13 protein-coding genes are annotated in these 15,596 nt (G+C 37.3%); 9 read left to right on the top strand and 4 right to left on the bottom strand.

Annotated features, from left to right (window positions below; all coding sequences use genetic code 11):
• Positions 1-5 precede the first annotated feature (5 nt).
• Entirely contained in the window at positions 6-416 is a 411-nt protein-coding gene (locus DRF65_RS02705; RefSeq protein ID WP_115969156.1) for a thiol-disulfide oxidoreductase DCC family protein, read from the top strand.
• 126 nt (positions 417-542) lie between these two features.
• On the opposite strand, the gene DRF65_RS02700 is transcribed toward DRF65_RS02705, so the two are convergent.
• The gene (locus DRF65_RS02700) at positions 543-1,982 is read right to left on the bottom strand and encodes an alpha-amylase (protein ID WP_115968722.1); all 1,440 of its coding nucleotides are present in this window, start codon (positions 1,980-1,982) and stop codon (positions 543-545) included.
• A gap of 187 nt (positions 1,983-2,169) precedes the next feature.
• Between DRF65_RS02700 and DRF65_RS02695 the strand changes: the two genes are divergently transcribed.
• Positions 2,170-2,877, top strand: a complete 708-nt coding sequence (locus tag DRF65_RS02695) for a DUF4290 domain-containing protein (RefSeq protein WP_115968721.1) — start codon at positions 2,170-2,172, stop codon at positions 2,875-2,877.
• Entirely contained in the window at positions 2,877-4,184 is a 1,308-nt protein-coding gene (murA, locus tag DRF65_RS02690; RefSeq protein ID WP_115968720.1) for a UDP-N-acetylglucosamine 1-carboxyvinyltransferase, read from the top strand. The genes DRF65_RS02695 and murA overlap by 1 nt, the downstream gene beginning before the upstream one ends.
• A 277-nt stretch (positions 4,185-4,461) precedes the next feature.
• Here the strand turns inward: murA and DRF65_RS02685 are convergent, their stop codons facing one another.
• A complete protein-coding gene (locus tag DRF65_RS02685) occupies positions 4,462-4,773 on the bottom strand; it encodes an NIL domain-containing protein (RefSeq protein ID WP_115968719.1) in 312 nt (103 codons plus the stop codon).
• A 290-nt stretch (positions 4,774-5,063) separates the two neighbouring features.
• A complete protein-coding gene (locus tag DRF65_RS02680; RefSeq protein WP_115968718.1) occupies positions 5,064-5,720 on the bottom strand; it encodes a YiiX/YebB-like N1pC/P60 family cysteine hydrolase in 657 nt (218 codons plus the stop codon).
• A gap of 114 nt (positions 5,721-5,834) precedes the next feature.
• Between DRF65_RS02680 and DRF65_RS02675 the strand changes: the two genes are divergently transcribed.
• Together DRF65_RS02675 and DRF65_RS02670 are read left to right on the top strand one after the other, a co-directional pair.
• A complete protein-coding gene (locus tag DRF65_RS02675; RefSeq protein ID WP_115968717.1) occupies positions 5,835-6,533 on the top strand; it encodes a response regulator transcription factor in 699 nt (232 codons plus the stop codon).
• A 10-nt stretch (positions 6,534-6,543) separates the two neighbouring features.
• The gene (locus tag DRF65_RS02670; protein ID WP_115968716.1) at positions 6,544-7,911 is read left to right on the top strand and encodes a sensor histidine kinase; all 1,368 of its coding nucleotides are present in this window, start codon (positions 6,544-6,546) and stop codon (positions 7,909-7,911) included.
• 245 nt (positions 7,912-8,156) lie between these two features.
• On the opposite strand, the gene DRF65_RS02665 is transcribed toward DRF65_RS02670, so the two are convergent.
• Positions 8,157-9,002 carry an EamA family transporter gene (locus DRF65_RS02665; protein ID WP_115968715.1) on the bottom strand — a complete coding sequence of 282 codons (846 nt, stop codon included), beginning with the start codon at positions 9,000-9,002 and terminating at the stop codon, positions 8,157-8,159.
• A gap of 440 nt (positions 9,003-9,442) precedes the next feature.
• On the opposite strand from DRF65_RS02665, the gene DRF65_RS02660 reads away from it, so the two are divergent.
• Genes DRF65_RS02660 through DRF65_RS02645 form a run of 4 tightly spaced genes read left to right on the top strand, consistent with a single transcriptional unit; the run spans position 9,443 to position 15,410 of the window.
• Positions 9,443-9,922 carry an MgtC/SapB family protein gene (locus DRF65_RS02660; RefSeq protein WP_115968714.1) on the top strand — a complete coding sequence of 160 codons (480 nt, stop codon included), beginning with the start codon at positions 9,443-9,445 and terminating at the stop codon, positions 9,920-9,922.
• Positions 9,923-9,926: 4 nt separating this feature from the next.
• Entirely contained in the window at positions 9,927-11,024 is a 1,098-nt protein-coding gene (locus tag DRF65_RS02655; RefSeq protein WP_115968713.1) for an efflux RND transporter periplasmic adaptor subunit, read from the top strand.
• Between the two features lie 41 nt (positions 11,025-11,065).
• Complete coding sequence (locus tag DRF65_RS02650; RefSeq protein ID WP_115968712.1) at positions 11,066-14,161, top strand: efflux RND transporter permease subunit; 3,096 nt, start codon at positions 11,066-11,068, stop codon at positions 14,159-14,161.
• Positions 14,151-15,410, top strand: a complete 1,260-nt coding sequence (locus DRF65_RS02645; protein WP_115968710.1) for a TolC family protein — start codon at positions 14,151-14,153, stop codon at positions 15,408-15,410. The genes DRF65_RS02650 and DRF65_RS02645 overlap by 11 nt, the downstream gene beginning before the upstream one ends.
• Positions 15,411-15,596: the final 186 nt, after the last annotated feature.

Below are 15,596 nucleotides of genomic sequence, written 5' to 3'. Positions count from 1 at the left end.
AAGTGGTGGAAAACTGGGAAGGCAAACATATTGTATTTTTTGACGGAGATTGTGGAGTCTGCAATTTCTGGGTACAGTGGATTCTGGAAAGAGATAAAAAAGACCAATTTATGTTTGCCTCACTTCAATCCGAATTCGGACAACAGTTTTTATCTGAAAGAGGTCTGGATACAAAGGTTTTCAACACATTATACCTTTGGAAACCCAAACAATATTACTTCATAAAATCGAGAGCCATCCTTCAAATTGCCAATATATTAGGCGGAATTTACAAACTTTCAGCTATTGGTAAAATCTTACCTGCCTTTCTGAGCGATAAAGCTTATGATGTGGTTTCAAGAAACAGAATGAAACTGGCTAATCAGAAATGTTACCTTCCGGATCAGCATCAGAAGAAAAAGTTTATTCAGGTGTAATTTCCCACAGATTTTACGGATTTACACAGCTACTTGGGTTATAAAAATCTGCGTTATCGGCAAAATCTGCGAGAAATATATGTATTATTATTTATTAAAATATAAGTTTCGATCGCCCCTCATTACTCATAAATTAAGCGACCACACAGAGTAACTATTCGGCGGACATTGAATTTTCACCCGCTTATCTCCCTGCGTTGTCGGATACCAGCTTGAATTTCCAGTAAAATCTTTGATCTGCTGATTACTCCAATTCGTATCGATCCATCTTTCCTGCCAGCTTGATGAGGTATTGATATAAACCACCAGTCCCGGATTTCCGTTGTAACCGTTACGTCTTGCAATATATTCATCATTGTCCGTGTATAAAATAGAAGTGGTTCCTGTAGCTTTATTATTGTGAATCCAGATCAGACTATTCAGTCTTTCCTTATTCAGCCATTCTTCATAGTCTCTGTAAAAAATGGTCGGATAGCCTTCATGGGTTAAAATGTAAGCATAGGCCGGCATTTTATTGTAAATAATATCGGTATCATGATTGGCAACAAAAGTTACTGCTTTGTACGGATTTCTTTTCCACATCATATCATCGTTCAATACATTCAGATTTCCGTTGTCAAAGGCTTCATCCATTTTATAATAGGCAGCAAAATCAAATACGGAACTGTTCGCATTATTCGCCCACCATTCTAACGTATTTACATTGGAATCCCATAATTCGCCTACAGAGAAACCTCCTACTTTAGAATTCCAGGTATTCACTACCCAGGGACCGAATCCTTTTACATAATCGAATCTCCAGCCATCAAATTTCATTACATTTTTATAATATTTTGCAACAGAATCATCTCTTCCCCACAACCAGTCCTGTACATGTGGATTGGCATGACAAAGGTCCGGGAATCCGCCAAAAGCCCCTTCATCATTATTTCCGTAAGCATTTTTATAAAAGTCATTGTAATTTCTTTGAAACTTTCCGGAAGCAACTCCTGAGAAATTAGTCCAGGTATTGGTCCCGGTAAACGGATTGGCTTCAGATTGCCCGCCACTGTTATGATTGATCACAATATCAGCATAAACCTGCATATTTTCTGCATGAGCTTTTGTAATCAATGCTTCAAGTTCCGTTCTTGATCCGAACCGGGTTTCTGTACTTCCGTTCTGATTAAAATTTCCAAAATCATAATAGTCAGTAGGATCATACCCCATAGAATAGGCACCGTTTTGAGCTTTTGAAGCCGGAGGAAGCCATACGGCACCAATTCCGGCATCAGACCATGCCGTTAATTTGTCTTTAACCGTATTCCACCAATTTCCACCATCAGGAACATCCCAATAGAACCCCTGCATCAGTACACTGCCTCCCGGGCCTGCTACAAACTTTGCCTGTGCCGATCCGGATACAGCTCCTGTACTGAAAGGTCTTCCATCATGGTGGGTGACATTTACTATTTTATTATGTACTTCTTCCTTCTTCAGGGAGTCTGTACTTAATTCATCGTTATTCTGGCATGAGCCAACAAGCGCTAAAGCCAATAGAGAAAGAAGAAATTGTGTTTTTTTCATTGGAATATTTAATTATCAAACTATTAACTAATTTACATTTTTATTAAAAACAAATTCAAAATAAGGAGAAATATTTTTATTTTAAATAATAATTCAAAGAGAATCATCTTTAAAATTTTCATTAAAAAATCATAAATTTTCAAGATTCTCGAAACAATTTTTCTTTTAATCCATATATTTGCATACTATGGAATACAATACCCAAAAAACTCAGCTTCATATGCCGGAATATGGCAGAATTATACAACAGTTGGTTGAGCGCTGCAAAGAACTTCCTACCAAAGAGGAAAGGAACGAAATGGCTATGGCAATCATCGATTTTATGGGTCAGAGAAACCCACAACTGCGTGACGAGGAAAATTATAAACATAAACTTTGGGACCATCTTTTTATTCTTGCTAATCATGATCTGGATGTAGAATCCCCTTATCCGTTCCCTACTATGGAACAATTGGCAGAAAAACCTAAAAGAATGGAATATCCAAAACTTCAAGGTGACTTTAAGTTTTACGGAAAAAGTATTCTTCAATTGATAGAAAAAGCAATAGAACTGGAACAGGGTGATGAAAAAGAAGCCCTTATTGAAGTAATTGCCAACAATATGAAGAAGTCTTATAATGTCTATAATAAAGAACATGTGACGGATGATGTAATTTTCCGCCACCTGAAAGAACTGTCTGAAAACAGGTTGGATCTTACCGGAATAGATTCTCTTGAAAAAAGTAAAATCTACTACACCAGTAATAACAACAACCGAAATAATAACAATAACAACCGAAACAGCAACAACAACAACAACAACAACAACAACAGCAACAGCAACAATAATAAAAATAATAATAATAACCAGCCTAATAAAAGGAGGCATAATAACAATTATAAAAACAGAAAATAATGAGTGGAACATTTCAGATAAGAGGAGGGAAAAGACTGCAGGGTGAAATAACTCCACAAGGAGCCAAAAATGAGGCTCTACAAATTCTGTGTGCAGTACTGCTGACTGACGAGGAAGTAAGGATTAAAAATATTCCGGATATCCACGATGTCAACAGACTGATTGAAATTCTGGGAGACTTCGGTGTAAAGGTTATTAAAAACGGACATGGAGATTACACCTTCAAAGCTGATAAAGTAAACTTCGACTATATAAAGTCCAATGAATTTAAAAAAGACGGCGCCAAATTACGTGGATCCATCATGCTGATGGGACCGATGCTTGCCCGTTACGGAGAAGCTTATATGCCAACTCCGGGAGGAGACAAGATCGGAAGAAGAAGATTGGATACTCACTTCCAGGGGCTGGTTGAACTTGGGGCTGAATTTCATTATGATGAGGAGGAATATTTCTATTCTTTAAAAGCGAAAGAGCTTAGAGGGAAATTCATCTTATTAGAAGAGGCTTCTGTAACCGGTACTGCTAATATTGTGATGGCTGCCGCTTTAGCAAAAGGAAAAACAAGAATTTATAACGCTGCCTGCGAACCTTATCTTCAGCAATTATGTAAAATGCTGAACAGGATGGGAGCTAATATTTCAGGGATCGGTTCTAACCTTCTTACCATTGAAGGGGTAGAATATTTAAAGGGTACCGAACATACGATGCTTCCGGACATGGTAGAAATCGGATCATGGATTGGCCTTGCTGCCATGACTAAATCTGAAATCACCATCAAAAATGTAAACTGGAATCAATTGGGAGTGATTCCTAATACATTCAGAAAACTGGGAATTCAGCTTGAGCAAAGTGGTGATGATATTTACATTCCTGCTCAGGAGCATTATAAAATTCAAAAATTTATTGACGGATCTATCCTTACGATCTCTGATGCACCATGGCCGGGATTCACTCCTGACTTACTCTCTATTATTCTGGTAGTAGCAACTCAGGCAAAAGGAAGTATTCTGGTTCATCAGAAAATGTTTGAATCCAGATTATTCTTTGTGGATAAATTAATCGACATGGGAGCTCAGATCATTTTATGTGATCCGCACAGAGCAACTGTAATCGGATTAAACCAGGAAGCTCCGTTAAGAGGAACAACCATGGTTTCCCCGGATATCAGAGCCGGAAATGCCCTTCTTATTGCAGCCCTTTCTGCAGAAGGAAAATCTATTATCCACAACATCGAGCAAATCGACAGAGGATATGAGAACATCGATGGAAGACTGAAAGCAATTGGTGCTGATATCGAGAGAATCTAAACTTATTTTTATTACTATAGAGCGTTCAGAGAGATCTGAACGCTTTTTTTAATCACCCCGTCAAAAATTCAAAGAATTTTTGGCACCCCGGGAATGTTCACACCTTCAATTGGAACTATTGTCAAAATTGAAAGGATTCTCTAAAATCTACTGACTTTTATTTTATTTTTTTCATGGTAAAATATCTGCATAATCTATTTGGCTGCAAGATCATAAAAAGAAAAAGTGCCCGGTAAAAACCTGACACTTTGAGTAATTAAAACTATATGAATCTCCCCTAAGAATACTTCCGGCAGAGATACTCCACCGTCGTATTCAAAAGTTTATTTTTATTCAGATAGACTTCCAGTTTCTGATAATCCTCTGAATTGACATTAATATATAATTGTACCGAACCAAAACTATTTCCGTTCACATATTCCACATTTGCTGACAACACTCTATGACAGATCCCCATTTGATTATAGATGGTATTCATTAAATGCTCAAATTTCATTTTGCCATTCAACTCAATTTCCAATAATAATTCTTTTTTAGGCAGGTTCAGTTTATTTTGAAAAACCTGCAGACTAGGGTTAGGTGTAATCATTGCTAAATATTTTTTAATTAAACATTCTCAGATCATATTTTGTTCTGCATTTAAATCTGTCACAAAAGTATAAAAAAATATTAGTCTACCAAATAAGTAGACTAATATTTTTTTAAATTTAACATTTAATAAAATAAGTCAGGAAGTTTGAAGCTGGAGGATGGAAGTCACTGTATTTAAAAAATCAATACAAGTAAATCTATTCATTTTAAAGTCAATTTGTTAGTTTTGAATTTCATAAAATATTTGTTCAATAATAACTTCCAACCTCCCTCTTCCTGCTTCCAGCTTCAAAGATCTCCAACTCTTTCTAACTTTTCTGATCCGGCCAATCCATTGGGATTACAACCAGGCTCTCCTTCAGGAACCTTCAGTTTTTTCTTAGTGTAAAATTCTTCCCAGAATGTATTGATTTTTCCTGTCTTCGGATCCATGAACGTCATAGGTTCTAATTTAAAAATATGATCATCCCGAAAAGCTCTTTCTATAAAATCTGAACAGTAATAAGAATTTTCATCCAAAATATAATTGAAATTATAAGGCTTCCCCAGCATAGAATGTGCATGCTCAATAGCCACAGAAATTGATTTCTGATATTCAGCCTTGAGACGGTATACCACAATATTTTGCTGATCTTTTTTCTGATCCTTCACAAAATCATTTAAACTTTGCTTTTGTGAACCGCCTTTTGGAGCTGCATGCAGAACAAACAATTTCTTTCCTTCTTTTTCGAGAATGCCGATATGATCAAAGGAAGCTATCTTCTGCTTTTGGGTAACATTATTAATGGCCCCTGAAAGCCCGCTTTCTTTTGCTGTTACAAAAAGCAAATCTCCGTTTTGAAGCTGGCTTGTTCCGGGATAGGAATTACATTGCACTAACAGCAAGATTAAAAGAGATAGAAGTCCGCCAGCAATTCCTTTTTTTATTTTTTTATTGAAAATCATTTTAATTTCCGGTATTCTGATTGTTATTTACGTCAAAATTACAAAATAGAAATCATTACATTTGTGGAACAGACCGAGTAACTTTCATAGTAACCAAACCCTTTTGCTACTTTTATGCCTCATATTTTACTTGTTGAAGATGATAAAAGACTTTCCCGCCTTATTGGAAGAGGACTTCTTGAAGAGGATATGGATGTAAGCTTTGCCTATGATGGTGAAAAGGCTACAGAACTGGCTTCTACTCAGGATTTCAATCTCATCATTACGGATATTATTGTGCCTTTGAAAAATGGTCTGGATTTTTGCAAGGAAATAAAAAATCTAAAACCACAGATTCCAGTCATTATGCTGACTGCATTGGGAACTACAGATGATAAGCTGGAAGGTTTTGATTCCGGGGCAGATGATTACCTTACCAAACCTTTTGAAATGCGCGAACTGATTGCAAGAGTTAAAGTTTTAATGAAAAGATTCTCGATGCACACTCCCACAGAACAGCTTTTAAGGTATGAAAATATTGAAATGGATCTCAAATTGAAGTCCATAAGCAGAAACGGCATCGCTATCAAACTTACCCCTAAAGAATTTAACCTTATGAAATACATGCTGGAAAATCCGGAAAGGGTCCTTTCCCGCTCAGAGATCGCTGAAAATGTATGGGAAACTCATTTTGATACAGGAACCAATTTTATTGATGTCTACATCAACTATATCCGGAAAAAAATTGACAGGGATTTTGAACATAAACTGATTCATACCAAAGCAGGTATGGGCTTTATTTTAAAAAAAGGATACGAAGAACACCAGCAATAAGAGCTAAGAAATGAAAATCAGGACCCGGCTTACCCTACTCTTTACCATTGTCACAGCCATGCTGATGATATTTTATGGTATTGCAGTATATTATTCTTCTAGTGAAGCCAGAGAAATTTCATTTTATGCCCAGCTCAACAACGAAGCAGTGGCAAAAGCCAATCTTTTCTTTCAAAGTACATTGAGCGAAAAGGAAATGCACCGGGTTTACAAGAATAACACAAAAACTATTAATGAAGTTCAGGTGGCTATCTATGATCCGGAATTCAATCTGGTATATCATGATGATTCAAAGGTAGATTTTGTTAAGGAGGATCCAAAAATGCTTTCCAATATTTTTAAAAAGAAGGAAATCAGTTTTTTCATTGGTGATCTTCAAGCCATAGGAACAGTTTACTCTCATAATGGAAAGGAATATCTGGTAACTGCTGCCGGGTACGATCAATATGGTTACAAATCTATCAATCATCTTCTTACCATCAGTATCATTGCTTTTATCAGTATTTTAATTTTGGTGTATCTGGCAGGAATATTTCTTTCAAAAAAAGCGCTGAATCCCCTCAGTGAAATGGTGAGCCAGATTAAAAATATTACCGCAGGCAAATTACAGCTTCGATTAAAAACTACTAGTGAAAAAGACGAACTGAATGAACTTGCTCAAAATTTTAACGGAATGCTTGAACGCCTGGAAAATTCGTTTGATGCTCAAAAACATTTTGTTTCCAATATTTCACATGAACTTCGTACTCCTCTATCCGCAATTATTACAGAATTGGAGTTCTCTTCTGAAAAGGAACAAACCCGGGAGGAATATCAGCAAACTATTCAATATGCACTGGATGATGCCCGTAATATGGTGAAGTTATCCAACAGCCTGATGGATCTTGCCAAAGCAAGCTATGATCCTAATGAAATCAGTTTTTCAGAAGTCCGATTGGATGAAATTTTACTGGAATCTTATTCGAAAATAATAAAGGAAAATCAAGAATACAAAGTTTCTTTGAATATTAACAGTACAATAGAAGAACATCAACTTGTTATACAGGGAAATGAATATTTATTGCAGGTTGCCTTTAATAACCTTATCGATAATGCCTGTAAATATTCTCCGGTTCATACCTGTATGATTGATGTTAAACCAAACAATGAAAAGCTTATCATCAGTTTTATCAATACAGGAATTGCCATTTTACAGAAAGACTTACTTCATATTTTTGAACCTTTTTACAGAAGTGATACCTCCAGACATGAAAAAGGATACGGAATCGGGCTTTTCTTAACGGAGAAAATTATTCATCTGCACCATGCAATCATCAAAGTAGCCTCTGAAAATAATGAAACTGTTTTTACAGTGATATTTGATATTGAAACGGTTTAGATTTTTTACGTGGCAAATATTCTTTAACCACAAATCGAAGATTCGACGAAGTCAAAAGACACAAAAATTATAAACACTTAAGGGATTTTAAGTGACAAGCGGCATATATAATAAGTACACATAAGTTTATAAAATCTCTGATTTTCTTTTTATACCAACCTTGAAATGAAGCACACTGCTTCATTCAAGTTTACTTGAAACTTAACTTTCCTTAAAGCCCTAAGGCTTCTTAATGGTTTAAAAAATTATTCATGAGAAATTTTGCTGAAGATAGTAGTTCCAATACTTGCTGCAATTACACATCCAATAGAAATCCATTGTAAAAAAGAGAGTTCTTCTGCAAGAAATACTAATCCGGAAAGAGCTGCAAATGCGGGTTCCAGGCTCATCAGAATACTGAAAGTTTTTGCCGGAAGCTTTTTTAAAGCCATCATCTCCAGAGAAAACGGTAAGGCACTCGACAGAATTGCGACTCCCAATCCTTTTACAAAAATAGTTGGTGTAATATTGAAAACAGCCCCATCCCAAATCGTAAATGGAATAATTACCAAACTGGCAAATAACATCCCGGTGGTTACGGCATCTTTTCCATCCATTATTTTAGAAACTTTTCCGCCCATTACAATATAGAGCGCCCAGAATATCCCTGCCAGAAAAGCTAATCCAAGACCTAGTAAATCAATATGATCGCTCTTCCATGGCACAATAAGCAATATTCCCACACAGGCCAATAGCGCCCAAACTACATCCAATAGTTTACGGGATAATGCCAACGCAAGAAATAAAGGTCCGGCAAACTCAACAGTTACAGCCAGACCCAAAGGAATCCTCTGGATAGCAATATAAAAAATAAGATTCATGGCTGCCAATCCCACTCCATACATTGCACAATACTTCCATTTTTGTGGGGTAAACTGTAAAAATTTGGGACGATTGATAATGGTAAGTATAATAGCAGAAAGTACAATCCTTAAAGTAACGGTTCCAATAGCTCCGATTGCCGGGAAAAGCTGCTTGGCAATTGATGCTCCACCCTGTACACAGATAATGGCTAGCAATGTAGCAGGAATCGCTAAGTTTGAATTTTTCATTTCTAAAATTTATAATTTATTAAAGACAACCATGGTTTGAAACCGGAAGATAAAGCAAGCTTTATTCTGTAATAATTAATATTATTATACCACAAAGCTAGATTTTTGCCAAATGTATTGAAATTTCAGCTTAAAAAATGGTTACAGATTATGACTTTAATTCTCATCTGTAACCATTAATAAATCTATGCATAGTATCAAATCATACTATCAAGTATATATTTTTTTACTAAAAAGTCTCATCACCATTTTTTCTAATACAATTCTAATAGCATTCTAAAGCTTTTCTAACGGCTAAAAAAAACCAGCCTTACTACTTTTGCACTGTAAAAAATAAAGCACATGGACGCAGATCCCTACAGTAATTATCAATCTTAAAAGCTTTAGTTGTACTCACTTTTCCCGTACAGCTTTCAAGCTTTATAAAAAAAGGAAAAGTTATGAATACATTTGAATTTACCCTTCGCTTATTAACTGCATTCTGTTTAGGCGCCGGCATAGGCTTCGAAAGACAGTGGCGTAAAAAAAATGCAGGCCTTCGCACCAATACTTTAGTTTGTATAGGCTCCGCAGCATTCGTCTTAATCGCCATCAGAATCGGAGGTGATGCAGCCGGAAGAATCACCTCTTATATTGTTAGCGGGATCGGATTCCTTGGTGGCGGTGTTATTATGAAAGACGGCCTTACCGTTCGGGGGTTAAATACTGCCGCTACTTTATGGTGTTCCGCTGCAATAGGAGCATTATGTGCGCTGGGATACCCTAAAGAAGCACTCATTACCGTCTTTTTCATTGTTTCCACAAATATATTTCTACGACCCACTTTATCTACTCAAAAGGAAGCCAGAAGTAAGAAACTGGCTATTAAGAAAAAGAGCAGTACAAAACCCAAAATCAGCAACAGTACCCAATTTTATTAAGATCATGAAAAGAATCACCTTAAGCGTTATTACCCTTTTTGCAGTCTCCTGCAAGGACAATGCACCTCAACAAGCCTCAGAACAGGAAATCACTCTGAAAGACAATCAGGTTACCATTCCTGAAAACAACCCTGTTTTAAAGAAAATTAAAACCATCACCGTCAGTGATCAGGAATACAATCATGACATTACTTCTGTAGGAACCATAGAAGCTATTCCTAACAATTACGCCGAAATAGCCAGTCCTTTTTCAGGAAGAATTACAAAGGCATTTGTCAATATTGGACAAAAGGTAAATGCCGGAAGCCCTCTTTTTGAAGTCCTTTCCTCTGGCTATCTGGATATACAGAAAGAATATTCCGATGCTTTGAATGAAGCTGGGTTGGCCGAAAAAAAATACAAACGTCAGCAGGATCTTGTAAAACATGGTGTGGGAATACAAAAGGAACTTGAAGAATCTGAAACTGAGTTTAGGAATAAAAAGATCTCCTTATCAAATGCATCTACTGCATTAAAGATTTACAACAGCCAAGGTAAGGGTTCCGGAGGTTTAATTGTAAGAGCCCCTATTGCCGGAGAAGTTATTTCCAACAAAATAGTCACCGGACAGTATCTCCGTGAAGATGCAGACCCTGTAATGGTTGTTGCTGAACTTTCCAAAGTCTGGATCTCCGGAGAAGTGAAAGAAAAAGATCTTCGGTTCATTAAAAACGGAGATCAGGTAGCTGTAAAAGTCAATACTTATCCGGACAGGGCCATTACCGGAAAAGTATATCATATCAATGATTGGGTAGATGAAGCAACAAGAAGTATTAAGGTTTTAATACAATGTGATAATCCTGACAGAACATTAAAACCCGGCATGTTTGCTACCATTACCTACTCCACCGATTCTGAAAACACAATTATTATCCCAACCTCTTCGCTGATGCAAAAAGACGACAATCAATATGTCTGGATTAAAAGAGGAAAAAACCAATTTGTGAAACGCAATGTAACCACTGCTGAAGCTTCTGAAAAAACAGTAAAGATTACTTCAGGACTTACATCCGGAGATGAGATCATGACGACAGGAGGAATTTATCTGCTGGATGTAAAATAAATGTAAAATGAGGAAACTGAAGTTTCCCATAAAGTTAGATTATGAAAAAGTTATTAACAGTTTCCATACAGAAAAAATGGCTTATACTGGCCCTCTTTATATTATTAGGATTTTTTGGATACTATTCCTGGACTAAACTTTCCGTTGAAGCTTATCCGGACATTGCAGATACCACTTCACAGGTTGTCACCCAGGTACAGGGACTCGCAGCTGAAGAAGTAGAACAGCAAATCACTATTCCGCTGGAAAGAGCCCTTAACGGAATTCCGGGAATGCATGTTATGCGAAGCAAAAGTACTTTTGGACTTTCCATGATTACCATTGTATTCGATGACGGAATTGATGATTATTGGGCAAGACAGCGTATTCAGGAAAGGCTGGCTGAGGTTTCACTGCCTTATGGTGCCCAGCCGGGATTGGATCCACTGACTTCGCCTGTGGGAGAAATCTATCGCTATGTTATTGAAAGTGATAATCACAGTTTAAGAGAACTTACTGATCTTCAGAATTTCGTAATCATTCCGAGAATAAAACAGGTTTCAGGAATTGCGGATGTAACCAATTTTGGAGGAATAACCACTCAGTTTCAGATAGAATTAGATCCCAACAAACTGGAGCAATATGGTCTTTCTCTTTCGGAAATCATTGAAACCATCAGTAAAAATAATGCCAGTGCAGGGGGAAGTATGCTTCCCCGTGGAGATCTGGCCTATGTAGTCCGTGGGATCGGATTGATTAAAAATCTTGATGACCTTGGAAAGACCGTTGTAAAAACAGAAAAAGGAGTTCCTGTCTTTTTAAATGATATCGGAACATTAAAATACGGAAATCTGGAACGCAAAGGAATTCTCGGTTTTACCGACCGAAACAGAAACTACAATGAAAGTGTAGGTGGAATCGTCTTGTTATTGAAAGGACAAAATCCGTCACAGGTGTTAACAGGTGTCCACGAAGCAGTGGATGAACTCAACAAAAATATTCTTCCGGCTGGAGTAAAAATCCATACCTATCTGGATAGAACGGACCTGGTAAAGACTACTCTTACTACAGTTTCCCATACTTTAACGGAAGGAATTGTATTGGTGATTATTATATTAATTGTATTCCTTGGAAGCTGGCGGGGTGCTCTTCTTACAGCGATTACCATTCCTTTTTCACTTCTTATTGCTTTTATTTTAATGCATTTCACCAATATTCCTGCCAATCTTCTATCATTAGGAGCCATAGATTTCGGAATTATTGTAGATGGTTCCATCGTAATGCTGGAAGCTATTTTAAGACAAAGAGAAGACCATCCAGAAAAGGAACTGGACGAAAAAACAATCATTCAAAAGGCCTCTGAAATTGCGAAACCGATATTCTTTTCAGGAATTATCATCATTACGGCTTATCTGCCTTTATTCGCTTTTGAAAGAGTGGAAAAAAAACTATTTACTCCCATGGCATTTACTGTAGGATATGCATTATTAGGTGCATTAGCCGTTGCTTTATTACTGATTCCCGGATTGGCTTATATGATTTACAGAAAGCCCCGAAAGCTCTATCATAACCGATGGCTTGAAAAAGTAAGTAACGCTTATGGAAAAGGAATAGATAAAATCATGTCTGCTCCGAAAAAGATCTTTATTCCTGCAGGAATCGTATTGCTTGGTGCCGGAATTCTCTCCTACAGCGTAGGGAAAGATTTCTTACCTGAACTTGATGAAGGTTCTATCTGGCTTCAGGTACAGCTTCCACCTGGAATTTCCTTGAAAAAAGCTCAAGAAATGAGTGATTCTCTCCGTCTGAGAACAATGAAACACTCAGAAGTTACTTACATTATGGTTCAGGCAGGCCGTAATGATGATGGCACAGATCCATGGACAGCTTCTCACTTTGAAGTATCTGTAGGAATAAAACCCTACAAGGAATGGACATCAGGAAAAACAAAAGCAGACCTCATCAGAGAACTGGCAGAAGATTATAAAGAAATGCCGGGCTTTACCGTAGGTTTTTCCCAACCAATGATTGATGGTGTTATGGATAAAATATCAGGAGCGCACAGTGAACTGGTGGTAAAAATATATGGTGATGACTTCGCTGGAACCCGACAGGTGGCAGAAAATATTCTTTCCCTCTTAAAAACCGTTCCCGGCTCCGCAGATCTTGCCATTGATCAGGAACCTCCTCTTCCTCAATTGCAGATTGTGGCTGACAGAAATAAAATTGCCCAATATGGTTTGAATGTTTCTGATGTTACTGATCTTATTGAAACAGCCCTTGGAGGAAAAGCCGTCTCCCAAATTTTCATTGGCAACAAAGTATATGATATATCCTGCCGCTATGTGGAAAACAGCCGTAATACTCCTGAAAAAATCGGAAATCTGATGCTGGCTTCTTCATCAGGAGCAAAAATTCCGCTTTCACAGATTGCCTCGGTAAAACTGAGTACCGGAGAAAGTACCATTACAAGAGAAATGAACAAAAGACATCTTACTGTAAAACTGAACCTTCGGGGACGTGATCTTACTTCATTTCTCAACGAAGCACAAAAGAGCATTGAAAAGAACATTCGCTACGATCATGAAAAATATCAGATCAAATGGGGTGGGCAGTTTGAAAACAAAAACAGAGCCTATTCAAGGCTGGCGGTTATTGTACCATTAGCATTAGCAGTGATGTTCCTATTGTTGTATGGTGCATTTGGAACATTCAGACAGGCATTGATCTTAATGAGTATTATTCCGCTTGCTTTATTTGGAGGAATGCTTGCCTTGAATATCAGGGGAATGTCACTCAACGTTTCTTCTGCTGTAGGTTTCATTGCTTTATTCGGAGTGGCTATTCAGAATGGAGTGATTATGGTTTCTCATATCAATACCCTAAGAAAAAGTGGAATTCCGCTTAAAGCATCCGTTATTCAGGGAGCGAAGGACCGTTTCAGGCCTGTACTGATGACCGCTTCCGTAGCCATCATAGGATTATTACCCGCTTCTCTGGCAACAGGAATCGGATCAGATGTACAAAGACCTTTGGCTACTGTGATTGTATATGGATTAATGTTTTCCACATTCCTTACCCTATTTGTACTTCCTGCCATTTATTATTTAGCTGAATATCGCTTTGACAAACAAAATACAACCTCTCATGAAATTTAATTTTTTAATCATATTATTCTGTACCGTTACCGGCATATTCATCAAGGCCCAAACAGAACAAGAGCCTATCTATTTTAATGAATATCTGAAATATGTAAAGGATAAAAACCTTGGCCTAGCCGCACAGAAATATAATGTCAGCATGGCTGAAGCCTCTATCCTCACCGCAGGAATTTTCCCGGACCCTCAGATTGAAATGGAAACCTCCAACAATGGGGTATCTAAAGATATGGGATATACCGTAGGAGGAGCTGTCAGCTGGACCCTTGAACTGGGTGGCAAAAGAAAAGCCAGAATAGAAATGGCAAAGAATGAAGCTGAATATTCCAGGTTACAGCTACAGGATTATGTAAGAAATCTGTTTGCTGATGCTACTTTAGGATACATTGAAGCATTAAAAGCAAAGGCATTACTGAATGTGCAGAAAGAATCCTATCAGAGCATGCTTACATTAGCAAAATCCGACAGTATCCGATACAGATTGGGTGATATTTCCAAAGTGACATCACAACAGACCCGACTGGAAGCTTCTTCTTTATTGAATGAAGTTTATCAGCTTGAAGGAGCCCAACAGCAATCCGTCACAGCTCTATCCGATTTTATAGGAAGTGACTGTACCGGGAAAGATGTAAGTGGAAATCTTAATACATTCAACAGAAACTTCATATTGAATGACCTTATCACACAAGCTTTTAATGAAAGGGCAGACCTTCTGGCTTCAAAACAAAATATTAATACTGCTGCAAGCCGTGTTAAACTTGAAAAAGCCAACCGTGTCATAGATTTAGGATTAAGTGCCGGTGCCGGACATAATACTGTTGCCAATAATGAAATTGCACCCTCTCCTGCTGTTAATACGGTAAAATTTGGAATCAGTGTTCCTTTGAAATTTTCCAATCACCGGAATGCTGATTTAAAAATTGCAGAAATAGGCTATTCACAGGCAGAAACGGAATACAGACAGATTGAAAACAATATCCGAATGGAAGTTACTCAGGCTTATCAGCAATATACTTCTGTACAAAAGCAACTCCAGCAGTTTGACAATGGAATATTAAAAGAAGCGGAAAACATACTGAAAGGCATTACTTACAGTTATCAGCGGGGAGAAAGCTCTATTTTAGAAGTTCTCAATGCCCAAAGGACATTTAATGAGCTTCGTCAGAATTATTTCCAGCTTTTAGCAGAAAACGCTTCCGCTTTAATAGAACTTGAGCGCAAAACCGGAATCTGGGATATTGAGTTCTAAAAGAAAGGAAGTTAGAAGCTGGAAGAAGGAAGTTTATACTCGCTGAAAAATAACTGAAAGCCATTAATTAGCCTTTTAAACCTTGAAATATTTTTAATAATAAACGATAAACTATCAAAGACACAACGGGAACTTCCAGCATCCCGCTTCTCGCTTTCTGCTTAAAAAAAGCATCCATATTAAAAA

This window comes from Chryseobacterium pennae, assembly GCF_003385515.1.
Lineage (GTDB): Bacteria > Bacteroidota > Bacteroidia > Flavobacteriales > Weeksellaceae > Chryseobacterium > Chryseobacterium pennae.
The sequence above is the reverse complement of the archived record's forward strand: the minus strand, read 5'-3'. Positions and strand labels throughout refer to the sequence as shown.